This window comes from Streptomyces sp. NPDC048278, from assembly GCF_040652195.1.
GTDB lineage: Bacteria > Actinomycetota > Actinomycetes > Streptomycetales > Streptomycetaceae > Streptomyces.
In genome coordinates this window covers 1-23,067 of the sequence record NZ_JBEZLP010000051.1, presented here as the reverse complement: position 1 = coordinate 23,067, position 23,067 = coordinate 1, and the positions used below count along the sequence as shown (strand labels likewise).

Below are 23,067 nucleotides of genomic sequence, written 5' to 3'. Positions count from 1 at the left end.
TCCCGTGCCGGCGGTGGAGCCGGATCCTCCTACAGGTCGTAGGAGAACGCTCCACCCTACGGCTTGTAGGGTGAGAGGCGGGTGAGAAGAGGACGTGTCAGTGCCTTACCTCCGGCTTCCGTTCCGCCGGTGCCGGGGCGGGCACCCCCTGGACGGCCCGGGCACGTCGGCGGGCCCGGGCCTTCAGCAGCGCGGGGAGCACGAGCGCGGCGGTGGCCGAGACGGCGCCGCCGAGGACGAGACCGGCCCGGGCACCGAGGGCGTCGGAGACCAGTCCGGTGAGCGGGGCGCCGAGGGGGGTGCCGCCGAGGAGGACGACGAAGTAGACGGACATGACGCGGCCTCGCAGGTGCGGGGCGGCGTGGAGTTGGGTGAGGGCGTTGGCGGTGGTGGTCACGGTCACGGCGGCGAAGCCGGTGGGGATCAGCAGGGCGGCGAAGGTGCCGTAGCCGGGCATCAGGCCCAGCGCGGCCTCCAGTGCGCCGAAGACGACCGTGGTGGTGACGAGGCGCCGGGTGCCGAGGGGCTTCCCGCGGCCCGCCGCGTACATCGCGCCGATGAGGCTGCCCGCGGCGTAGGCGGCGGAGAGCCAGCCGAACGCGGCGGCGCCCGAGTGGAGGACCGTGATCGCCACGAGCGAGATGGTGACCTGGAAGTTAAGGCCGAAGGTGCCGACGAAGGCGATGAGGCTGATCGGCAGGAGGAGGTCGGGGGTGGTGGTGATGGCGTGGAAGGCGTCCCGCAGGCGCGCGGAGCGAGGGCGGGGCCCGCAATGGCCCTCCGGCCCCGCTGGCGCTTCCGGCGCTTCCGGCGCTTCCGTGCGGATGGTAGCGAGGCCGTACAGGACGGCCAGGTACGAGGCGGCGTTCACGAGGAAGACGGGGCCCGTGCCGAAGGCGGCGACGGTCAGGCCAGCGAGGGCGGGGCCGAGGATGCGGGCCAGGTTGAACTGGGCGGAGTTCAGGCTGACCGCGGCGGCCACGTGCTCCCGGGAGACCAGTTCGCAGATGTACGCGTTGCGGGCCGGGCTGTCCACGGCGGTGGCGGTGCCGAGGGCGAAGGCCAGCGCGTAGACGGAGAGCAGGCTCACCGTCCCGGTGACCGTCAGCAGTCCGAGCAGGAGGGACTGCGCCGCCATGGCCGTCTGGGCCAGGAGCAGGATCCGCCGCTTCGGGTAGCGGTCGGCGAGGACGCCTCCGGTCAGGCCGAACAGGGTCTGGGGCAGGAACTGCAGCGCGGTCACGATGCCGACCGCGCTGCCGCTGCCGCCGGTGAGGTGGAGGACGAGCAGGTCCTGGCCGGCGCGCTGCATCCAGGTGCCGATGTTGGAGGTCAGCTGCCCGAGCAGATAGCGGCGGAAGGACCGGACCGCGAGGGCGGCCGGCAGTCGGGCGCCCTCGCTCATGAGCGCCGGTGGGCGTACGTGCGCTCGGCGGGCGCCGGTGCTCCCGGTGTTCGCGGTGTTCGCGGGGTTCGCGGTGTTCCCGGTGCTTCTTCGACGTGGTGGAAGGTCGGGTGCGGGTGCATGAGGAAGGAGTGGTGGGAGATGTTCCAGGCGTAGGCGCCGGCCATGGCGAACGCGACCCGGTCGCCGACGCGCAGCCGTTCGACCATGATCCGGCCGGCCAGGACGTCCTTGGGCGTGCACAGCTGTCCGACCAGCGTCACCGGCTCGTCGCGGGCCTCCGGGCGCTCCCAGGACCGCGGCCAGACGTCGTCGGGAATCACCTCGAAGGGCTGGTCGTGCTGTTTGGCGGCCGGGGTGCGCAGGTGGTGGGTGCCGCCGCGGAGTACGGCGAACGCGTGCCCGCGGCTGAACTTGATGTCCAGGACCTGGGTCACGTACCAGCCGCAGTACGCCGTGACCGAGCGGCCGGGTTCGATCCGGAGGGTGAGGCGCGGGCGGTCGGCGAGGATCCGGCCGAGCCCGGCGCCGAAGGCGGGCCAGTCGAACACCCTGGGCGGGTGCGTGTAGTCGACGCCCATTCCGCCGCCGACGTTGACCTCGGAGAGGTCGATCCCGCGGTCACCGGCCCAGGTGTCGGCCCAGGTCAGGATCCTGTCGACGAGGGCGAGCTGGGGCCTGGCCTGGAGTCCGCTGGCCAGGTGGACGTGGAGACCGCGCAGCCGGATGCCCGGGGCGTCCGCCAACACCGCCAGGCAGCGGTCCAGTTGGACCGGGTCCATGCCGAAGGGGCCGCCGCCCATGGCCAGGGCGACCTGACCGACGTCGACGGGCAGGTTGACCCGCAGCAGGACGTCCACGGTCCGGTCGCCCAACAGGCTGCTGAGCAGGCGCAGTTCGTGTTCGCTCTCGATGTGCAGGCGCTCGACTCCCGCATCCAGTGCCCGGATCAGCTCGCCCGGTGTCTTGCCGGGGCCGCCGAAGGCGATCGGTGCTGCTGGGACGAGCGTGCGGACGTGGTCGAGTTCGCCGCCGGAGGCGACCTCGAACCCGTGGACGTGCTCGGCGAGGGTCCCGAGGATCCGGGGGTCGGAGTTGGCCTTGGCCGCGTACAGCAGCTCGACGCGTTCCGGCAGGGCGGCGCGGATCGTCCGCACGTGCTCGCGCAGGTCCGGCAGGTCGTAGACGTAGGCCGGCAGGTCGTCGTCGGGCAGCCCGGCGACGAGGTCGTACGTGGCGGGCCTCATCGGACCACCTCGCGGGGGAAGTCCGCGCCGAGCGGGCTGGGCAACGGGACGTAGGTGGCGTGCCGGTCGGCCTTGCGGGACCAGCGCAACAGGAGGTTGGCCTTGGCGGGCAGCGGTACCCCGGACAGCAGGGCACGCAGCCGGGGCGGTTCGGCGGCGGTGCGCGCATAGGCCTCCAGGTGGTCGCGGACCAGGCCCCACAGGGCGGGTTCCAGCGTGGGGTCGAGGTCGGCCAGGGCGCCGAGGACCTCGGCGGTGTGGTTGACCAGGAGGCAGTAGGCGACCCGGTTCCAGCCGCGTTCGGGATCGTAGGTGAGGGCGTCGCGGACGTCGTCGGGCAGGTCGCCCAGAGCGTGTTCGTGGTACCCGGAAAGGATCTTGGTGCCCTCCAGGTCGCGGAAGAACATCTGCGCCGGGGTGCCGTCGGCGCGCACCCCGACGACGACGTTCTGCAGATGGGGTTCCAGGACCACGCCGTGCTCGAAGTAGGCGGCGAGGACCGGGGGCAGCAGGAGCCGCAGGTACCCGTCCCACCAGGCCAGGACGTCCCCGCCGGCGCGGGCGAGCAGATGGGAGACGTGGGCGGTGCCGGTCGGGTACTCGTCGGCGACCGCGGCGGCGAGCAGAGGCGTCACCCCGGGCAGCAGATGGCGGCGCAGGCCGGAGCGGACGACGACGCCGAGGCCCTCCAGGAGGTCCGTGTCACCGGTGTCGAGCGTGCGGTAGCCGGGCTCGGCCAGGAGTACGCAGCCCGGGAAGCGGACGGCGAGTGCGGCGAAGAGCGGCCGGAGCAGGCGGTCGAGCGCGACGCCTCCGGTCAGCTCGTAACGTGCGTGCCTGCGGACGCAGTTGGTGAGCCGGACGTTCAGGCTGAACTTGAGGAAGGTGTCGGCGTCGGGGTCGTAGAGGGTGCGCACCGACGCGGTCGGCACCAGCTCCGGCCCGCTCACCCCCGTGTCGACGACGTCGCCTGCGGCCATCGCCGCGCGCAGCCGGACGTGGTCCCGCAGCATCCGGTACTGCCAGGGGTGCACCGGCAGTACCGCGAACCCGGAATCGGCGGCCGGGTGCAGCGCGTCCAGCTCCCGCAAGTCGCCCTCCTCGCGCACGAGAGAGCGGCGCACGGCGAGACGGCGCAGGCGGAAGCGGGCACCGGTCTCCGGCCCGTACGCCAGCCAGTCCTCCGGATTGCCGGTGCGGGCCTTGGGAGTGGGGTGGAAGCGATGGCCGAACACCAGTGACTGCTCCGAGGCCACGTAGGGGTCGGGGTGCGGGGTGAGGTCGGCCCGCTCCGTCAGCGCGGTGTGGATCGTCTCCCGGCTGTCCGCCACCTGGCCGAGGAACTCCTCGTTCGCGACCCCCGTACGCAGTTCCAGTTCGTCCCGGATGTGACCGGCCAGCTCCCGCCAGCCCACGGTCACCCAGGTGCCGTCGTCGAGCCGCTGCACCGGGCCCCGGAAGCGGTGCGCTCCGATCAGGGACACCCGGCGCAGCCGGGAGCGCAGCAGGACGCCCCGGCGGGGCAGCCGGAGCAGGAGGAGGTCGCCGTCGACCGTCACCTGGTGTTCGGGGGCGGACACCTCACGGATCAGGCAGTTGAGCAGCGTGTGGGCGGTGACGGAATCTGCGAGCCCGGTCGGCTCGGTCGGCTCGGTCGGCGATGCGGTCGGGGCGGTGGTGACGCTGGTCGTAGCGCTGGTGGTCATGCGGTAGCTCCACGTAACAGGGAAACAGGGCTGGGGAGTTGGCACAGCGGCAGGCACGGGCCGGTTCGGAGGTCAGCGGCACCGGGCGAGCGGGTTGGGGAGCGGTGTCCACCGGGCCTTGCCCGGGTCGTCGGCCAGGCGCATCGCGACGGTCGCCTTCAGCGGGATCGTGTCCCCGAAGAGCGCCGCCTCGTCCTCGTGGCCGCCCGGCAGACCGGCGAAGACCCGGCGGGCGGCCTCCGCCACCACGCCCCACAGCGCCCGGGGTTCGACGCCGTGGGTCCGGGCGAGGACGTGGACCAGTTCGCTGAAGACGCCGCTGACCAGCCCCCCGAAGAGCTTGGTGTGCAGTGCGGCCACGTCGTCCCCGGCACGGGTGCCGAGCAGCGGCGGCAGCGAGAAGCCGCAGCGGGCCAGGCGGCGCGGGCTGACCCGCACGCCGTCCAGATCCCGGTACAGCACCCGGACCGGCCGTCCGTCCCGCAGGACGACCAGGGTGTTCTGGCCGTGCGCCTCCAGGGCCACGCCCATGGACAGCAGCGTCAGCGCGGGCGGCAGGACGAGCCCGGCGAAGTCGGCCAGCCAGCGCACCGGGTCTCCCGACACCACGGCCGCGCCGGTCGCGTGGACGGCGGTGAGCGGAACCGCGATCTCCCCGGCGTCGAGGTGGCACTCCGTCGACTCCCTGACCATCGCCGCGAGGCTCGCGGAGGGCTCCCCGGCCACGCACACGGCACCTCCGCCCAGCTCGCGCAGGACGCGCAGGCTGTCGCCGTATCCGGTCTTGTCGACGAGGGCCGAGACCAGGTCGGACAGCGGGGGGCCGTCGGCGACCTCGGCCGGGGAGATGGTGCGCCGGTAGTTGGTGACCTGCACGTCGAGTGCCGTCTTGAGGTGGCAGCCGGGCAGGACGCCCAGCGGTGCCAGGGTGCGCAGCGACAGCAGCGGCCGGGCCGGGACGGTCTCCTCCGCGACGGCCAGGTCCCGGTGGTGCGTGAGCACGTGGTCCCGCTGCCAGGGGTGGAGCGGCATCAGGATCGTGTCGCCGTCCCGCAGGTGCCGCGGCCAGGTCCCGGCTCCCCGCCAGCGGTCGGCCGGGACGCGCAGCAGCGCCAGCCGGACCACCGGGTGGTGTTCGGGAGCGTAGGCGAGTACGTCGGCGATCGACATGCCGGTACGTGTGCGGCAGCAGGGGTGCTGCGGATGGCCCTCGATCACCGCCTGCTCGGCGTCGGCCGAGTCGGCGGGAAGGGCCGCGCCGCCGGGGTTCGCGGCCCTGGCCAGGGCAAGGTTGACCACGCTGTTGCCGAGTTCCGCCGTCAGGCGCTCCGCGGCGGGGGTGCGGAGGCCGAGCTGTGCCAGCAGCTCGGCGGGCTCGCTGATCGGTCCGTCGGGCCCGGACACGGTGAAGTCCTCGGGCACCTCGGCGAACGGCCGCGCGCAGGACTCGGCCGCCGAGAGCACGCCGCCCCGCCGCAGCTCGACCACCAGGGCACCGGAATCCCGGCGGTGCCCCACCACTCCGGGCAGGGGTTCTCGTACGAGGGCTCCCCACAGGCGGGCCAGGACGCTCGCGCGTGCTCCCGGGAGCGCGGTCGTGAACGGCTCTGCCAAGTCGGGGCGCACGCGGCGCAGTTCGTCAAGTGGCGGTCGTTCCATGGGCATGGGGTGTCCCGGGTGCTTGGGGGGTGTTGGCCGGGCGGCGCCCAGGTGGCGCCGCCCGTGCAGCCGACGCTAGGAGAGGGCCGTCCAACGGATCGCCAGGGGAATGACAGCGGGACTTCCGGCGCCCGCTGGAGAAGCGATTCGCCGTACGGCGTTCCGGTGGCTTCCACGGCGGTCGGCACGTTCGGTACGGCAGGCCGTTAGACATGTTTTCGAGCGCTGTCGGCGCGGTCGCACCGGCCGCGGCCCTCACCGCGTTCGAAGGCCCTGGCTCTTTCCTTGATCCACGCTGTGCATCGCCTGGATGTCGCTGTCTCACCGCGTGCCGGCGGTTACGCCATTCGTGGTGAACGAGGTTGACGGGGAGGTCGAGGATCACCGGGTCGGGGGAGCTTACGGCGTTTGCGCCGCACGCTCCGGCCGGCGTCTGTGAGCCTTTCGCCATGCGTGTCTTGCTGATCGAGGACGACGACGGGGTGGCCGGACCGTTGGCGGAGGGGTTGCGCCGTTTCGGATTCACCGTGGAACACGCCGGAACCGGAGCCGACGGCCTCGCCGCCCCCGAGGCACAGATGGTGCTGCTGGACCTGGGGCTGCCCGACATGGACGGGATCGACGTCTGCCGTGCGCTGCGCGCCCGTTCCGCGGTCCCGATCATCATGATCACGGCCAGGGACGACGAGGTGGACCGGGTGCTCGGCCTGGAGCTGGGCGCGGACGACTACGTCTCCAAGCCGTTCGGTGTGCGCGAACTCGTCGCCCGGATCCGGGCCGTCACCCGCCGCGCCCGGCCCGTCGCACCCGACACCGGCCGCGCGGAACCGTGCCCCTCGGACGGCCCGGCACCACGCGGCGCTCCCGACGTCCAGCGGATCGGGCCGCTGACCATCGACCGGCGTACCCGGCAGGTGCGTCTGCGCGAGTCGCCCGTCGCCCTCGCCCCCAAGGAGTTCGACCTGCTCACCTGCCTCGCGGAAGACCCCGGAGCCGTCTGCACCCGCCGGCAGATCCTCGACACGGCGTGGGAACCGAACTACTTCGGCCCCACCAAGACCCTGGACGTCCACATCGCCGCGCTGCGCCGCAAGCTCGGTGACTCCTCCTGGATCGAGAACATCCGCGGCATCGGTTTCCGCCTGGTGCTCCCCGCCCATGCCGACCCCGCGTCCGCCGGCCGGCCGCCGCTCGGCGGAGGGCTCAGGTGACGCGCCGCCTCCTGCTCAGCCACCTCGGTCTCATACTGCTCGTCCTGCTCGCGCTCGAAGTGCCGTTCGGCGTCTTCTACGGACGCAGCGAGCTGTCGCGCTTCGCCCATGCGGCCCAGCAGAGCGCGATGACGCTCGCTGCGGTCTGCGAGGAGAAGATGGAGCACGGTCTGTCGGCCGACCTCCCGGACGTGGCCCGGGCCTACGGGCGGCGGACCCACAGCAGCGTGCTCGTCACCGGGCACACGGGCACCGTCCTGATCGACACCGCCGCCCGTGCCAGGGCGGGCGACGACGTGTCCGCGGAGCCTGACATCTCCAGCGCGCTGCGCGGTCGCCCCGCCGTCGTCACCGGCGGAGCCTCGGGCCAGGGCCCGGAGCTCCTCTTCGTCACCGTTCCGGGTGGCTCCGACGCCACCGTTCCCTGTGTCGTGCGGACCGTGTACGCGCTGGGCCCGCTCCGGGCAAGGGTCCACACGGTCTGGATGATCCTCGGCGGCGTCGGGCTGGGCGTCCTCGCCCTCGTGTCCCTGATCGGCTTCGCTCTGGCCCGCTCGATCACCCGTCCCGTCCAGGCCCTGGAACGCGCCACCGCGCAACTCGCCGAGGGCCGGATCACCGACCCTCCGGCCACCGGCCACGGGCCGCCGGAACTGCGCCGGCTGACCGCGTCGTTCACCAGTACCGCGACCCGGCTCCAGCACCTGCTCCAGGCGCAACAGGCGTTCTCCTCCGAGGTGTCGCACCAGCTGAAGACGCCCCTGACGGCGCTGCGGCTGCGCCTGGAGAACTTCGAGCCGCACCTCGCCCCCTGCGCCCAGGACAGCCTCGACAAGGCACTTGGGGAGACCGAACGGCTCAGCCGGGTGGTCCAGGGGCTGCTCGCGCTCGCCCGGCTGGAGGCCTCCGCGACCAGACCGGTGGCGGTCGGACTCGACACCGTCGTCGCCGAACGCGCGGCCGTCTGGGCGGCCTTCGCGGACGAACAGCACGTCGGCATCGACGTCGCCGTGGCCACCGGTGCCCAGGTGTGGGCGGTCCCCGGAGCCCTGGAACAGATCATCGACAACCTGCTCTCCAACGCGCTGCGCGTCTCCCCGCCGGGTACGGCCGTCAGGCTGGCGACCGTCACGCCCCGGCGGGACGGCGGTCGCACACCGCCGACGGCCGAGCTGCATGTGATCGACCAGGGTCCCGGCATGGCCGAGGCGGACCGCGTCCGGGCCTTCGAACGGTTCTGGCGGGCCACCGACGCCGACCACGACGGCACGGGCCTGGGCCTGCCGATGGTCCGGCAACTCGCCCACGCCGGCGGCGGCGAGGTCACGCTGGAGGCGGCCCCCGGCGGCGGACTCGACGCCGTCGTCCGCCTCCGGCGCGCCGAGAACCCCCCGCACCGGGAACGACCGGCCACCCCTTCGGACCGTCGGCATCACCACACCACGCCCCCGCGTGGCCAGACCCGGACAGGCGGACCCGAGGCCGTCCGCGGCGCGGCTCACCAGCGGCAGCCACACAAGTAAGGGTAGCCTTCCTTATTCGTCTACATGCATGTAGACTCCGCGGAAGCCGCACCGGCAACAGCTCGCCCCACGACCGGCGGCACCTCACGCGCCGTCCGCCGCCGGGGAACGCCGGTCACTCCGAAGCCATGACACCGCTGACGGCTGCACGCAACCGAGGCTCCCGCCCCCTGCCGAGCGGGCGCGGACGGAGGAGATGATGTACGACTCCAAGAGGCCGGTCGACCAGGCCACCGAGGAGGCCTCGTTCCGGCCCGACCGAGTGGTGCAGTGGCTGACCAGCCGACTGGAGGTCGAGCAGGCGCTCCAGGCACCGCTGGGCGGAGTGCCGCGCGAGCGTGACGACCGTATCGCTCGGATGGCGGACGTCCTGCAGGCCACGGCACAGGGACTCGGGCCGGCCGCAGCCGCCGTGTGGGCAGGTGTCCCAGAACACGTGCTGGACAACTGGCTGGCGAACGACCGGGATTTCTCGGCCGCCGTCGAGACGGCGGCAGCGCTGGCCACCGCCCACGGGCTTCGCCAGGACGACAACCCGACACCGGCGGCGATCCGCGTCATGCTGGTGGCCCTCAGCTCCGGAACGGCGTGGCGGACCGCGGCCGAACTCGCGGGATTCACGGCGCACCGGTTCCGTCAGCTCAAGAAGAGCTCGCCCGCACTTGTCGCACTGGCGGACTCGGCCCGTCGCGCGCGTCCGCACAGACCCGCGCACTTCGTGCCGAACTCCCGCAGACCCCGGCGGCCGGGCGAAGCGAAGACCGGGACGAGTTTCCGGCTCGTCCGACGTGACGACCAGTAGGTCCGCCGGAAGCCGGCGACATCGCTTTCCTCACCCCCCGTCCCTCTTACCGACGAGCCCACTTCGATGCACCTCGGCCACCAACTGGGCACGACTTCTCACATTGAGTTTCGCCATGGCACGCGTGATGTGCGTTTTCACCGTGAAGTGCGAGACGATCAACCGGCTGGAAATGGCCTTGTTGTCCAGCCCCAGCGCCGCAAGCGAGACGACTTCGCGCTCCCTGGGAGTGAGTTCGCCCCACAACTGCGCGATGTCGTCACCGGAGCCGGACAGCATGAAGGGAAACAGTTTGTCGAGGACGCATCGCGTTGCGGCAGGAGACAGATGGGCCTCACCGCGCGCCACCGCCCTTGTGGCCTCGACCAGGGTTTCCGACTGCGCGTCCCGTTCCAGGAATCCGCGGACTCCGGAATTGAGGGCTCCCAGCACGGAGTCGTCCGCGGCCGAGTCGGCCAGCATCAGCGTGTGCACATCGGACAGTTCACCACTGCCCACGATCTGGCGAGCAATCTCGATTCCGTCCATCCCCTCACTGAGGGCATAAATGAGGACGACATCCGGATGCAGGTCATGAACCAACCGAACGCTCTCCACACCGCTTTCGACCGCTGCGACGATCTGGATGTCCGGCGCGCTTTCAAACAGTTCACCGATACGGGAGTGTACGGAGGTCGGCCCGCCGGCCAGCAGTACACGCAGCACCATTCACATCCTCGCCGAGCATTCGAAGAAGAGCGTGCGACCGGGGAGCGCATGCCGCCTTGACCTGTGGAGTTGACAGACCGAGGGCACGTCCGGTGCCACCTCCCTCGGAAAGAGCAATGAATCCGTCTACAAGTCTGTAAACCGTCTACAACACTGTAGTCGACAACTGGGGTGAGTGCATAGGTGATTGCCGAGGAAGGCTCGTCTTCCGGCCTGGCGGCGCAAGCGCGGGTACGAGATCCTGCTCCACTCCGGGACGACTGTTGCTGACTCCGATCTTTCTCGTGCCGCTTGCACTGCCGTTCCTGTTGGGCCTGGTGACGGATCGTGTTCTGGCCCGGGCCCGGCCGGTCGCCGCTTTGTGGATTCTCACGGTCAGTTCGGCGGTTCTCGCCCTGGCCTGTGCCGTCTCCCTCGGTGCTCTGGTGCTGACCGGTCTCTATCTGCTGCCGGCCTTCGCCCATCTCCATCACTTCGTCAGCCATCTGTGCACGCCTTCGGCACATCTCATGGCCGGAATGGCCGTCCTGGCAGCCTGCGCCCTCGCCATCGGCGGGGTGCGCTTCGGCTATTCGGCGGTGCGCCACGGCCGTACGCTGCGGGCGACCCGGCGAAAGGTCGCCGGACTTCCCGTCGTCGGGGATCTCTGCATCATCGACTCGCCACGGGCCGATGCGTACGCGCTGCCGGGACGCGTCGACCGGATCGTCGTGACGGCGGGAATGCTGCGCAGTCTGCGAGCGGCCGAACGGGAGGCTCTCTTCGCCCATGAGCGAGCGCATAATTCCGGACGGCATCACTATTTTCTCGCCATTGCGGAAATCTCGGCGCATTGCCATCCGGCGCTGCACCGGGTCCGCGCCGGGATCCGGCTCGCCGCGGAACTCGCGGCCGACGAGGCGGCGGCCCGGGTGGTCGGGGACCGCAGGCTGGTGGCCGTCGCCGTGGCCCGGGCCGCCTTGGCCGGTCATGACGCCGGCCCCACGACACGGCCCTATCTGACGCTCGGCGCCGCGACCGAGCCCGTGTCACACCGCGTCGCCACACTCCTGAAGCCTTCGGCGCCGACAGCCGCCCGAGCCTCCCGCCTGCTCGCAGTCGTCATGGCTCTGGTCGTCGCGCTGTCGGCGAGCACGACGGTGGCGGGCGTGCTCCACCTTCGGCACGAAGTCGGTGAGGCCCAGGGAGTCATACCCCGCTGACCACCCGCACCGTGGGCACGGACCGTTCAGGTGGACGCGAGGTCCGAGAGCAGCTCCCGCGTCGCCGTGTGCTGCGGAGCGGCGAAGACATCCGCGGTGGAACCGGACTCCACGATGCGGCCGGAGGCGAGAACCGTGACCGTGTCGGTGCGCTCCCGGACCAGTGCGAGGTCGTGGCTGATGACCACGAGGGTCAGGGAGCGCTCCCGACGCAGCGCGTCCAGCAGATCCATCACGGCGTCTCCCGTGGCCGGGTCGAGCGCGGAAGTGATCTCGTCGCAGACGAGGATGTCCGGCTCGGCCGCCAACGCCCGCGCGATCGCCACCCGTTGGCGCTGGCCGCCGGACAGCTCGTGCGGGTAGCGCCCCGCGAAGTCCCCCGGGAGCCCGACGCGTTCCAGCAGCTCCCGCACCGAGCCGTCGGCGGTGGCGGCTCCCGCTCTCTTGTGGATACACAGGGGCCTGGCCACGGACGAGCCGACCGTACGGCTGGGATTGAGCGCGCCAAGGGGGTCCTGGGTGACGAGTTGGATCCGGCGCCGCTGTTCCCGGCTGCGGCGCCGGACGGTGGCGGGAAGCTCCACGCCGTCCAGCCGTACGGTGCCCGACCGGCGTTTCCGCAGGCCGACCAGAGTGCGGGCGAGCGTGGTCTTGCCGGATCCGGAGGCGCCGACGACGGCCGCGACCGAGCCTTCGGCCACGGACAGCCGAACGTCGGTCAGCCCCAGCCCCAGCCGGCCGCCGGTCCCTCGGTCCGAGAACGGCACGCTGAGATCCCGGACATCGAGGACGGCCCGAGCGGTCGCGGCCGTATGCGGCGGGACGGCGCGCTCGCCCCGAGGACGCAACGCCCGTGAGTGGCGAGCCCCGTCGGCGGTCAGGTGTACGGCGTCGTCCGCCAGCCTCGCCACGACGTCCGGGTCGTGGGAGGAGAAGGCCAGGGCGAGCCGCCGTTCGCCGGTGAGGGTGCGCAGCAGCTCGGTGATCTCCTCGCGGAGCACCGGGTCCAGGCCCGCCGTGGGTTCGTCGAGCAGGAGGAGCCGGGGCCGTTTCGAGAGGGCGCGGGCGAGTGCGACGCGGCGCAGCTGGCCGCCCGAGAGCTGTCCTGGCCTGCGGGCCATGAAGTCCCGGTCAGCGGGCAGCCGGACGGCGTCCAGGAGTTCGCCGACGGCGTCGGAGGTCCGGTCCGCGCTCAGCTCGGACAGGAGCGTGCGGATCCGCAGCCGTGGATTCAGCAGCGAGGCGGGGTCCTGTCCCACGTAGGCGATCTCGCCGCTGCGGATCGCACGGCGAGCGGTGTCGTCGGCCGCGAACATGTCGTGTCCGAGCACCTCGACCGTGCCGCCCGAGCGGGTCGTGTCGTGGGGCAGGTGGCCGAGGAAGGCCCGCAGCAAGGTGGTCTTCCCCGCTCCCGAGGGGCCCGTGACGGCGACGATGCGCCCGGGCCGCAGGCTGAGCGAGGTCGCCGCCAGGAGGTGTCGCCCGTCCGTCGCCACGACGCCGAAATCGCGCGTCGTGGCGACGGGTTCCTCCTCGCGCGTCGTGGCGACGGGTTCCTCGCTGTCCGTGTTCCGGGTGGGGTGACTCACAGCAGCGTTGCCGCCTTTCGGCCGGTTCCCGGGGCCAGGGTGGCCGCCGCGAGATTGACGCTCAGTGCCAGCAGGCCCACGGCCACGCTCGGGGCGATGACGGCCCAGGGGTTGAGCAGGATGCCCGAGGAGTTCTCCCGGATCATCAACGCCCAGTCGGCGGCGGGAGGTTGGGGCCCGACCTGGAGGAATCCGGCCATGGAGACGACGTAGACCGCCTCCACGAAGCGCAGCCCGAGGAGGGCGAGCAGGGTGGCCCGCAGGTTGGGCAGCACTTCGCGGACCACGAGGAACCAGAGGCGTTCCCCGCCGGCGGAGGCCGCCTCCACATAGCCGGACGCGGCCACGGGCGCCGCCGCGTTGGCGGTGAGCCGGACGGCGTACGGGAACCCCAGGACGACCGCGGCCAGGATCACGGCGAGCCGTCCGCCGCCGGGCCAGGAGAGGGCGACCAGCAGGACGCCGAGGACGGCGGGCAGGAGGATCAGCAGGTCGGCGGCGCGTTCCACCAGGCGGCCCACGGCGGGCCGCAGGGCTCCGATCGTGCCGACCACCGCGGCCGACGCGGTCACCACCACGGCGATGAGCAGGGCGGACAGGACGAGTTCACGGCCGCCCGCGAGCAGTCTGCTGAGGACGTCGCGGCCGAGTTGGTCGCCGCCCAGCGGCGCCCCGTGGCCGGGTGCGGCGAACGGCATGGTGACGGGCTCGTCGACGGCGTGCGGGGTGAGCCAGGGGCCAGCGAGCGCCAGCAGGACGAGCAGGACGGCCGGTGTCACCCGCAGCAGGACCGCGCGGGTCGGGGCGCTCATCGGCCACCTGCCGTCAGCCGGTCGCGGACGAGGTCCGCGCCCAGCAGGACCACGGTGATCGCCGCGCCGGCCAGTGCCGTCACACCGGCGATCACCGGGGTGTCCCGGTCGGCGACCGCGGAGGACAGGACCACGCCGATCCCCGGGTAGTTGAAGACGGTCTCCACGGCGACCGCCCCGCCCAGGAGCACTCCCGAGGAGGTGGCAATGCCGGTGGCGATGGTCGGGAGGGCTCCGGGCAGGACGTGGCGCAGGAGCACGCGGCCCGGTGGGAGGCCGTCCAGGACGGCGGCCTCGACGTAGGGCGCGCGGGCCTCGTCGGCGAGGGCGGCGCGGGCGATGCGCGTGTTCCAGCCGGTCTGCGGGACGGTCAGGGCCAGGGTGGGGAGGATCAGCATGGTCCAGGAGGCGGGGGTGCCGTCGCTGCCGGTGAGGGTGACGGCGGGCAGCCAGCCGGTCCACAGGGACAGCACCAGGACGAGGCCGACGGCGACCACGAACTCCGGGACGGCGAAGACCGCGGTCGAGAGGTTGGTGACGGTCCGGTCGAGGAGTCCTTCGGGCCGCAGCGCCGCCCAGGAAGCGAGCGTCACCGACAGCACGGCGGTCAGCAGCAGGGCGGTGCCGCTGAGCACCAGGGTGTTGGGGAACGCGGTGGTGAGCAGGCCGGTGACCGGTTGGCCGTGGGCGGAGGTGCCGAGGTCGCCGGTGGGCAGGCCGGACATCCAGTCCCAGAAGCGTTCCAGGACCGGTCTGTCCAGGCCGAGTTCATGGCGGCGCGCGGCCAGGTCCGCGGCGCTCTCGCCGCGTTCCGAGGTGGCGCTCGCCGCGTCGCCGGGCAGCAGTTCCACCCCGGCGAAGACCACGGCGAGCAACGCTGCCAGCAGCAGGGCTCTTCTGAGCAGGACGAGACCGACGCGGGCCACAACGGCCCACGCCTGTCCGCCCCTTGGCGCCGCCGTCGCAGGCAGCGCCCCGGTTTCCGTGCTCAACTGGCCAGCCACGCCTTCTCCAGCTGGACGCGCCCGTAGCCGGGCAGCGTGGGAAGCCCGCGGACCTTCGTGGCGGCGAGGTCCACGCCGTCCGCCATGCCCCACAGGAGATAGCCGGAGCTGTCGTACTCGATCTGCTGCATGTCCCCCAGCCGGGCGGTGCGTTCGGCGGCGCCGGCGGTGCCGATGGCCTTCTCGTACGCCGCGTCGAAGGCGGTGTCCTTCCAGCCGGCCTCGTTCTGGCCGCTGTCGGAGACCATCGTCTTGCTGGCGAAGAAGACCACCGAGTCGTTGGTGCCCCAGTAGGTGGTGTAGAGGTCGCCCTTGAGCCAGGTCCTGTCCCAGAAGACCGCGGACTCCTGCTTGACCACCTTCACCTTGACGCCGGCCTCGCGGACCTGGGTGGCGAACAGGGTGGCCGACTCGGCGAGCCCGGCGATGTCCTCGGTGGTGAGGATCTCGTAGGTCCTGGAGGTGTCGAACCCGGCTTCCTTCAGGAGCTGCTTGGCCTTGGCCAGGTCGCGGGTGCGCTGCGGGATGCTCTGGGCGTAGGCGGGGTCGCCGGTGCCGAGGATGTCGTTGGCGACGCTCCCGTAGCCGGACAGCACCTGTTCGACCATGGCCTTGCGGTCGACGGCCAGGCGCAGCGCCTCGCGCACCTTGGGGTCGGCGAACGGCCCGTCGGCCGTCCGCATCACGATGGGCATGGCCATGTCGTTGGGGCGGCGGACCCGCTGGATGTCGCTGCGCGTCTCGGCGGTGCGGGCCGCGACGGCGCCGGCGTTGGAGGCGAGGTCGATCTGGCCCGCGAGCAGGGCGTTGGCCATGGCCTGAGGGCCCTCGAAGATCTTCACCTCGATGGCGTCGAGGTGGACGTCCCCGCCGTACCAGTCGTCGTTGCGGACGAGGCGGGCGTTGCCGCCGCGGAACCAGTCGAGCTTGAACGGGCCGGTGCCGGGCGCCTTGGCGATGTCCTTGTCGGTGGTGCCGTCGGGGACGACGAAGGTGGTCAGGCGGGTGAGCAGGGGCAGTTCGGCGTTGGCGTAGTCGGAGACCAGGACGACGGTGTCGTCGCCCTCGGCGGTGATGTTGGCGGCCTGGATGCCCGGCAGCCGGGAGGCACCGGACGGGGTGGCGCGCAGCCGCTTGAGGGAGAAGACGACGTCGGCAGCGGTGACCGGGGACCCGTCGTGGAACGTGGCGCCCTTGGCCAGGGTGAACCGCCAGGTCTTCAGGTCCTCGGACGCCTTCCAGCTCGCGGCCAGCCGGGGCACGGTGTTGGGCTTGCCGCCGGGCACGGCGAGCGTGTCGTATACGAGGCTGATGATCAGGTAGTCGCTCTCGTTGGCCTGGGTGCCGTGCGGGTCGCGGGTGATGGCGCTCGCGCGACCGAGGGCCCCGACCCTCAGGGTGCCGCCCTTGCGGGGCTTCGCGCTCGCACCGCCGGTGGCCCCGGTCGACTTGGCGTCGCCGCCGTCGCCGCAGGCCGCCAGCAGGGCAGTTGCCCCCAAAGCGCCGCCGGCCCAGAGCAGTTGGCGTCTCGTCACATCCACGTCGTCCTCGACTTTCAGAAGCGGCAAACCAATTACTTAGGTTTGCCTATCCTAAAAATCGAAGCCGGAGCAATACTCCAAGTGGAGTACAGCGCACACGGCGTGAACGCTCTAACTTAGGTGTGGCTTACCTGAGCCGAGCCGGCCCGGCGCGTCACTGGAACGCAACACGTGGACCTCCCGTCCCGTCACAGACGATCCACCGCCAACGCCCTGTTGCCCGGCCTCCCCCGATCACCACGCCGCGCACCCGCACGCGCACCCCCCAAGAACGGATGGTCGACCATGCCCACGGCAGTCACGCCTGTGCGCCAGCTGGAGCCGCACGCCGTACACGAACTGACCGAGGCGGCCCACACCCTTCTCTCCTCCGCCGGACCCCGCGAGGACGACCTCGACTGGTCGCGGCTCATACGCCAGGTGCCGGTCGCCGCCGCCTCGTTGAGCGCCGACGTCCGCCATGCCTGCCGCCCCGTGGACACCGCGGCCGGCCTCTTCGTCCTCCGTGGCATCCCCGTCGACGACGAGGCCATCGGCCCCACACCGCGCCACTGGTCCAGCGCCGGACGCGCCGGGGCGCTGTACGACGTCGTCCTCCTGCTGCTCTCCACCGTGATGGGCACGCCGATCGCCTGGGAGGGCCAGCAGGACGGCCGGTTCGTGCACAACATCGTGCCCTCCCCCGGGCACGAGGCCGAGCAGACCGGAGCCAGCAGCACCGTGCTGCTCAGCCCGCACACCGAGGACGCCTTCCACCCCGGCCGCGCCCATCTGCTGGTCCTCGGCTGCCTGCGCAACCACGACGCCGTGGCCACCACCGCCGCCTCCGTCCGCAAGGTCCGGCTCGACGCGGCCGACATCGCGCTGCTCAGCGAGCCGGCCCTGCCGATCCTCCCCGACGACGCCTACGCCGAGGCCCAGTCCCACACCGGCACCCCGCCCGCCGTACCCACCCTCTGGCACGCACCGGACGGCCTCACCCTGCGCTACGACCCCGCCTACACCCCTCTCGACCAGGGGACCGCGGAGCACCGTGCGGCCTACGCCCGGCTGACGGAGGAGCTCAGCAGGGTCTCCGTGGCCGTGAGCCTGGAGCCCGGCGACGTCCTCGTCGTCGACAACGACCTCGTCGTGCACGGCCGGGTGCCCTTCCGGGCCCGTTACGACGGCACCGACCGCTGGCTCAAGCGCGCCTCGGTCCGCGTCCCCGACCGCCCCGGCAGGCCGGCCGCCGAGCGGGACGAACACGGCTACGGGCAGGCCGCGGTGGAGGCGTACGCATGACCACCGTCCCGACCGAACCGACCCGCGCCTGCGCCCGTGCCCGTGCCCGTGCTGAGGGGGATTCCGTGACGCCCGACGACAAGACCCTGCGCATCCTGAGCACCGGCGACGTGGCCGGCATCGACATCACCCTCGCCGACGTGGTGTCCGTGGTGGAGCAGGCGTACCGCACCCTGGCGGCGGGCCGTTCCGACAACCCGCGCAAGCTGACCGTCAAGCCGGACGACGGCCATTCGGTCGCCTACGCCATGCTCGGCCGCGACGGCGAGCGCAACGTGGTCGCCGTCAAGACGTCGTACAAGTACGGCCTGCACGAGGACCGTGACCGTCAGCACTACTACACGACACTGACCCTGTACGACGACGAGACGGGGCTGCCGGTCGCGATGCTGGACTGCGGACGGGTGGGTGCCCTGCGCACCCCGGCCGTCTCCGCGCTGCTCGCCCGTGAACTGGCGGCTCCCGGCAGCCGCAGCGCGCTGGTCATCGGCACCGGCACCCAGGGACGGCTGGCCCTGCCGTTCCTGCTGACGACTCTGCCCGAGCTGGAGCGGCTGATGCTCTTCGGCACCCATCCGGACGGTGTCGCGGCCGTCCGGGCGGAGCTGGAACGGCACTTCCCCGGCCGGGAGTTGGAGGTCGTGTCCGATCTGCGGGCGGCGGCCGAGAAGGCGGACATCGTGCTGGCGACCGCGGGCCCGAACACCCCGGCCTGCGTGGAGGCGGCCTGGCTGAAGCCCTCCGCCCTGTGCGTCCTGGTCGGGTACGGCATCGCTCCCTCCACCCTCCACCGGGCCCGGCGGGTCATCGCCACCAGCGCCGCGCAGATGCGGGTCACCGGCACGGACATGGCGGACGGCGAAGGACGGCTGCCGGACGTCGACGCCGAGTTCCCCGACGTCCTGGCCGGACGGGCGTCCGGACGCACCGACGCGGGGCAGAGCATCTTCGCGTACAACAGCGGTCTGGTCGTCACCGACATCGCGCTCGGCCACCGGTTCGCCCAACTCGCCCTGGCGCAGGGGCTGGGGACGGCGGTGCCCTTGTGGAAGTGACGGCACGGCTCCCCGCGCACACCGGCCCCGAGACACGCGGACTCCTGGCCGACCCGTTGCTGCACGAACTCGGCCACGGCCTCGGCGGCCCCTACCACGTGCTCCAGCCGAACGCCTTCGACGCCAACGCGGCTGCTTTCCGCGAGGTGTTGGGCGAGACAGGTGTCAAGGGGCGGGTGTACTACGCCAAGAAGGCCAACAAGGCCGCCGTGTTCGCCGAGCGCGCGGCCGTGGCCGGGCTGGGCGTGGACGTGGCGAGCCGGGGCGAGTTGCGCGAGGCGCTCGCCGCCGGGGTCCGGGGCGAGGACCTGATGGTCACCGGCCCGGCGAAGGCCGACGAACTGCTGCGGGTGGCCGTACTCCAGGGCGCACTGATCGCCGTGGACGCCCTGGACGAGCTGGACCGGCTGGAGGCGGTGGCCCGTGAACTCGGCCGCAAGGCTCGGGCGTTGCTCCGAGTCCTGCCTCCCGAGCAGCCGCACAGCCGGTTCGGACTCGACGAGCGAGAGGTCACCTCGGCGCTGGTCCGCATCGGCGTCTCCGCGGTGTCGCTGGAGGGCTTCAGCTTCCATCTGTCCGGCTACGACGTCCGTCAACGTGCCGACCTGGCGGCGGCGTTGGTACGGCTGTGCCGGCGGACACAGGAGCTCGGGCTGCCCGTCGACAGCATCAGTATCGGCGGCGGCTTCGCGGTGGACTACGTCGGCGCCGAGGACTGGCGGGAGTTCGAGGAGAGCAGCCGACCCGAACACTTCCACGCCGGGAAGCACTTCGGCGGGTTCTATCCCTACCACTCCCCCGTGGCGGGCGCCGACGCCCTGCGCGCGATCCTCGCCGCCGTCCCCTCCGGCGAGAGCGTCCCGCTGGCCGAGGTGCTGCGGACGGCGGACGTCCGGCTGCTGGTCGAGCCCGGCCGGGCACTGCTCGACCAGGCCGGGTTCACCGTCTTGCGGGTGCAGGGGGTCAAGGAGCGCGACGGCTACGCGATCCTGACCGTGGACGGCAGCAGCCTGAGCCTGTCCGAGCAGTGGTTCGACAGCGAGTTCCTGCCGGACCCGGTACTCGTTCCCTCCCGCGCCGAGTTCGGCGCCCCCGCCGGACCGTACCCGGCCTGCGTAGGGGCCGCGACCTGCCTGGAGTCGGACCTGCTGACCTGGCGCAAGATCCCCTTTCCGGCGCCGCCGGCCGTGGGAGACCTGCTCGTGTACCTGAACACCGCCGGCTACCAGATGGACTCCAACGAGTCGCCGTTCCACGACCTGCCGCTGCCGCCCAAGGTCGTCGTCGAGCCGGCGGCGGCCCGCTTCCGCTGGCACCTCGACCGCCGCCCCGCCTGACCCCACGTCTGGAGCCCCCCATGCCGGCCCACATGCCCACCCCCATGCCCGCTCCCCTGCACACCTCCGTGTACGACCCCCTGTACCGGCCGCCCGTCGTCCGGCAGGTCTCCGAACTCATAGGAGCCACCCCCCTGTTCGAGCTCTGCCACACCACAGGCGGCAGTCGGCTGCTGCTGAAGCTGGAGCAGTTCAATCCGACCGGCACGGCCAAGATCCGCATGGCCCGGCAGATGGTCGTGGACGCCGAGGAGCGCGGTCTGCTGCGCCCGGGCGGCCGGATCATCGAGTCGACCTCCGGCAACACCGGACTGGGCCTGGCCGTCGTGGCTGCCGAGCGGGGCTACACCTTCACCGCCGTCGTCGACCACCACGCGGCTGCCGACAAGCTCCGTGCGATGAAGGCCCTCGGCGCGGAACTCGTCTACGTCGCGCAGGAGGGCGACGAGGAACTGGCGACGGCCGCCCGTGAGGAACTCGCCGAGAAGATGGCCGCCGACTCGGACAACGCCTATTTCACCGAACAGCACAACAACCCGGCGAACGGCGTCGGTTACCACCCCGTGGCCCGGGAGATCGACAAGGCCCTGGACGGCCGGATCGACGAGCTGATCGGCGCCGTCGGCACCGGCGGCGGGCTGTTCGGCACCGGGAGGGTACTGCGCGAGACCGTTCCCGGAGTGCGGATCGTCGGCGTCGAGCCGAAGGGGTCGATCGCCTTCGGACCGCCGGCCCACGACTACTACCAGTCCGGCACCGGCACCCCCGAGGGCGCCACCATCGGCGCCATGGTCGACTACGGCCTGCTCGACGAGGGCGTCAAGGTCGGCGACGTCGAGGCCTTCGCCACGGCACGGGTGGTGGCCCGCAGGGTCGGGCTGCTGGTCGGCGGCTCGGCCGGCGGAGTGGTCTACGAGGCACTGCGCAGGCTCTCCGCGCAGCCGCCGGGAACCACGACCGTCGCCCTGGTCAACGACGGCGGGGAGAAGTACATGGACACTGTCTTCGACGACGAATGGATGACCGCGCGCCGTCTGCTCGACGCCCAAGTGGAGCGCGATATCGACGAGTTGTTGACCACCCTCCGCCCTGTCACCACCGAGATCCCGCGGGAACACCTCTGATGCGGTTCGCCCCGAGCCTGCTCCGCGCCGATGCCCGAGCCCTGGCCGCGCTCGCCGTGCCCCTCGCCCTCACCCAGCTCGCCCAGGTCGCCCTGACCACCACCGACACCGTGATGATGGGGCTGATCAGCACCGAGGCCCTCGCGGCCGGTGGGCTGGCCATGGTCGTCTTCAACCAGCTGCGCACCATGGGCGTCGGCATGGTCACCGCGGTCGGCAACCAGGTCGCCGCCGCCGACGCACGGGCCGAGCGGGGCGAGCGCGATGAGCCGGGCGGGACCGAACGGGACGACGTCCGCGACCTGGTCCGCGCGAGCCTGCTGCTGGCCACGCTCGCAGGTGTGGCGGGCGCGGTCCTGATGGTGCTGATCGGGCACGCGCTGGTCCGGCTGAGCCAGGATCCGGACGTCGTCCGCACGGCGAGGCCGGTGCTCTACGCGATGGCGCCGGGCCTGCTGCCCTGCCTGTGGTTCCAGGCGATCCGCCAGTTCACCGTCGGCATGCGCCGGCCACAGGCACTGCTGCGCATCACGATCGCCTCCATCGCGGTCAACGCGGGCCTCAACTGGCTCTTCATCCACGGCACTTGGTTCTTCCCGAAGCTGGGACTGACCGGCATCGGCCTGGCCACGACCTCCGTGTACGCGCTGTCCTTCCTGGCGCTGTACGCCTCCGCCCGCCGCGATCCCCGGCTGGCACCGTTGCTCTCCCTCCGCATCTGGCGGACCCGGCCCGCGACCCTGCGCAGGCTGGCCGGACTCGGCGCCCCGATCGCCGCGACCTACGGCTCCGAGGCCGGCTTCTTCTCCGTCGTCGCGCTGCTGGTCGGCAGCTTCGGCACGGCGGCGCTGGCCGCGCACACCGCCGTCAACCAGCTCGTCTACATCGTCTTCCAGATCGCGGTCGGCCTCTCGCACGCCGCGTCCCTCGGGGTCAGCCGCGAGCTGGCCCTCGGCAACACGGCCGCCGCCCAGCGCCTCAAAACCACCGCGCTGGCCTGCGCGGCCGGGGTCATGGCGGTCGTGGCCGTCGTCTACGTGACGATTCCGCGTATCGTCCTCGCGCCTTTCTTCGACACCCACGACGACCGGGCCATGGACACGGCCGTGAAACTCCTCCTGGTCGCCGCGGTCCTCCAGTTCTTCGACTGCACGCAGAACATCGGGGTCGGTCTGCTGCGCGGACTCGACGACACCAAGGGCGGCTTCCGGGTCACCCTCGTCGGCTACTGGGTCATCGGGCTTCCGGCCGCGGCCCTGCTCGGGTTCGCGGCCGGTCTCGACACCTTCGGCATCTGGCTCGGCCTCCTCACCGGCCTGGCGGCCACCGCCGTCCTGCTGCTGCGCCGGTTCCGGCGCCTCGTGACCGGCCTGCCGACGGGGGTGACGCCGACGGCGCCGGTGAGCACGCAGTCGTAGCGGGGATTCACCCGGTGGGCAGCCCGCGGGCGCCGGCAGCTCACCGTGCCGGCTCGCGGAACTCGTACCGGGACCCGGGCATTCCCGGGCTCCTTCGGTACCGATCAACCGGATGGCCAAGCCGTGGACGTCTCTGGTCACGCGCTGGTCCTTCAGCCCTTCCCCAGGGGGAACAGCGCCCGTACCGTCCAGCCGCCCGCCGTTCTCGGCCCCGCGTCCAGCGTGCCCCCGAGGGCGGTGACACGTTCCGTGAGGCCGACCAGGCCGAACCCGCCGCCGTGTGCCGCGTCCGGGAGCTGGGACTGGCCGTGCCCGTCGTCGGACACGGTCACCTCGAAGGAGTCGCCGGTCCGCCGCAGCCCGACGGTGACCTCGGCGGCGTCGCCCGCGTGCCGTCGCACGTTCGTCAGGGCTTCCTGGACGACACGGAAAGCCGCCGC

19 protein-coding genes are annotated in these 23,067 nt (G+C 72.1%); 9 read left to right on the top strand and 10 right to left on the bottom strand.

The window, feature by feature from the left end:
- Positions 1-97 precede the first annotated feature (97 nt).
- The 4 genes from AB0D74_RS46435 to AB0D74_RS46420 form a co-directional block, all read right to left on the bottom strand.
- Positions 98-1,405, bottom strand: coding sequence for an MFS transporter (locus AB0D74_RS46435; protein WP_362601188.1), 1,308 nt, complete (start codon positions 1,403-1,405; stop codon positions 98-100).
- Positions 1,402-2,652: a type III PLP-dependent enzyme gene (locus tag AB0D74_RS46430; protein ID WP_362601185.1), complete on the bottom strand. Its 1,251-nt coding sequence runs from the start codon at positions 2,650-2,652 to the stop codon at positions 1,402-1,404. The genes AB0D74_RS46435 and AB0D74_RS46430 overlap by 4 nt, the downstream gene beginning before the upstream one ends.
- Positions 2,649-4,358 carry an IucA/IucC family protein gene (locus AB0D74_RS46425; protein WP_362601182.1) on the bottom strand — a complete coding sequence of 570 codons (1,710 nt, stop codon included), beginning with the start codon at positions 4,356-4,358 and terminating at the stop codon, positions 2,649-2,651. Before AB0D74_RS46425 ends, AB0D74_RS46430 begins: the two co-directional genes overlap by 4 nt.
- A 72-nt stretch (positions 4,359-4,430) precedes the next feature.
- The gene (locus AB0D74_RS46420; RefSeq protein ID WP_362601179.1) at positions 4,431-6,017 is read right to left on the bottom strand and encodes an IucA/IucC family protein; all 1,587 of its coding nucleotides are present in this window, start codon (positions 6,015-6,017) and stop codon (positions 4,431-4,433) included.
- A 449-nt stretch (positions 6,018-6,466) separates the two neighbouring features.
- On the opposite strand from AB0D74_RS46420, the gene AB0D74_RS46415 reads away from it, so the two are divergent.
- The 3 genes from AB0D74_RS46415 (at position 6,467) to AB0D74_RS46405 (ending at position 9,553) form a co-directional block, all read left to right on the top strand.
- Positions 6,467-7,228 carry a response regulator transcription factor gene (locus tag AB0D74_RS46415; RefSeq protein WP_362601177.1) on the top strand — a complete coding sequence of 254 codons (762 nt, stop codon included), beginning with the start codon at positions 6,467-6,469 and terminating at the stop codon, positions 7,226-7,228.
- The gene (locus AB0D74_RS46410) at positions 7,225-8,751 is read left to right on the top strand and encodes a HAMP domain-containing sensor histidine kinase (RefSeq protein ID WP_362601174.1); all 1,527 of its coding nucleotides are present in this window, start codon (positions 7,225-7,227) and stop codon (positions 8,749-8,751) included. The genes AB0D74_RS46415 and AB0D74_RS46410 overlap by 4 nt, the downstream gene beginning before the upstream one ends.
- A gap of 196 nt (positions 8,752-8,947) precedes the next feature.
- On the top strand, positions 8,948-9,553 hold the full coding sequence (locus tag AB0D74_RS46405; RefSeq protein WP_362601171.1) for a hypothetical protein: 606 nt from the start codon (positions 8,948-8,950) through the stop codon (positions 9,551-9,553).
- Between the two features lie 30 nt (positions 9,554-9,583).
- Here AB0D74_RS46405 and AB0D74_RS46400 read toward each other — a convergent pair whose 3' ends face one another.
- A complete protein-coding gene (locus AB0D74_RS46400; protein WP_362601168.1) occupies positions 9,584-10,261 on the bottom strand; it encodes a response regulator transcription factor in 678 nt (225 codons plus the stop codon).
- 263 nt (positions 10,262-10,524) lie between these two features.
- Between AB0D74_RS46400 and AB0D74_RS46395 the strand changes: the two genes are divergently transcribed.
- Positions 10,525-11,463 carry a M48 family metalloprotease gene (locus AB0D74_RS46395; protein ID WP_362601165.1) on the top strand — a complete coding sequence of 313 codons (939 nt, stop codon included), beginning with the start codon at positions 10,525-10,527 and terminating at the stop codon, positions 11,461-11,463.
- Positions 11,464-11,489: 26 nt separating this feature from the next.
- Here the strand turns inward: AB0D74_RS46395 and AB0D74_RS46390 are convergent, their stop codons facing one another.
- From AB0D74_RS46390 to AB0D74_RS46375, 4 genes are all read right to left on the bottom strand, one after another.
- Positions 11,490-13,052 (bottom strand): ATP-binding cassette domain-containing protein, encoded by a 1,563-nt coding sequence (locus AB0D74_RS46390; RefSeq protein ID WP_362601162.1) that lies wholly within the window; start codon positions 13,050-13,052, stop codon positions 11,490-11,492.
- Entirely contained in the window at positions 13,049-13,864 is an 816-nt protein-coding gene (locus tag AB0D74_RS46385; RefSeq protein WP_362601159.1) for an ABC transporter permease subunit, read from the bottom strand. Before AB0D74_RS46385 ends, AB0D74_RS46390 begins: the two co-directional genes overlap by 4 nt.
- Complete coding sequence (locus tag AB0D74_RS46380; protein ID WP_362601156.1) at positions 13,861-14,790, bottom strand: ABC transporter permease; 930 nt, start codon at positions 14,788-14,790, stop codon at positions 13,861-13,863. The genes AB0D74_RS46385 and AB0D74_RS46380 overlap by 4 nt, the downstream gene beginning before the upstream one ends.
- 62 nt (positions 14,791-14,852) lie before the next feature.
- Complete coding sequence (locus tag AB0D74_RS46375; protein ID WP_362601153.1) at positions 14,853-16,409, bottom strand: ABC transporter substrate-binding protein; 1,557 nt, start codon at positions 16,407-16,409, stop codon at positions 14,853-14,855.
- A gap of 285 nt (positions 16,410-16,694) precedes the next feature.
- Between AB0D74_RS46375 and AB0D74_RS46370 the strand changes: the two genes are divergently transcribed.
- The 5 genes from AB0D74_RS46370 to AB0D74_RS46350 all read left to right on the top strand — a co-directional run bounded on the left by AB0D74_RS46370 (position 16,695) and on the right by AB0D74_RS46350 (position 22,627).
- Entirely contained in the window at positions 16,695-17,693 is a 999-nt protein-coding gene (locus AB0D74_RS46370) for a TauD/TfdA family dioxygenase (protein WP_362601150.1), read from the top strand.
- Positions 17,690-18,748, top strand: coding sequence for an ornithine cyclodeaminase family protein (locus AB0D74_RS46365; protein WP_362601147.1), 1,059 nt, complete (start codon positions 17,690-17,692; stop codon positions 18,746-18,748). The genes AB0D74_RS46370 and AB0D74_RS46365 overlap by 4 nt, the downstream gene beginning before the upstream one ends.
- Positions 18,745-20,085, top strand: a complete 1,341-nt coding sequence (locus AB0D74_RS46360; protein ID WP_362601144.1) for an alanine racemase — start codon at positions 18,745-18,747, stop codon at positions 20,083-20,085. Before AB0D74_RS46365 ends, AB0D74_RS46360 begins: the two co-directional genes overlap by 4 nt.
- A gap of 68 nt (positions 20,086-20,153) precedes the next feature.
- The gene (locus tag AB0D74_RS46355; RefSeq protein WP_362601304.1) at positions 20,154-21,209 is read left to right on the top strand and encodes a cysteine synthase family protein; all 1,056 of its coding nucleotides are present in this window, start codon (positions 20,154-20,156) and stop codon (positions 21,207-21,209) included.
- The gene (locus AB0D74_RS46350; RefSeq protein WP_362601140.1) at positions 21,209-22,627 is read left to right on the top strand and encodes an MATE family efflux transporter; all 1,419 of its coding nucleotides are present in this window, start codon (positions 21,209-21,211) and stop codon (positions 22,625-22,627) included. The genes AB0D74_RS46355 and AB0D74_RS46350 overlap by 1 nt, the downstream gene beginning before the upstream one ends.
- Positions 22,628-22,779: 152 nt before the next feature.
- Here the strand turns inward: AB0D74_RS46350 and AB0D74_RS46345 are convergent.
- Positions 22,780-23,067, bottom strand: a 288-nt coding sequence (locus tag AB0D74_RS46345; protein WP_362601137.1) for an ATP-binding protein, incomplete at its 5' end; no start/stop codon positions are given.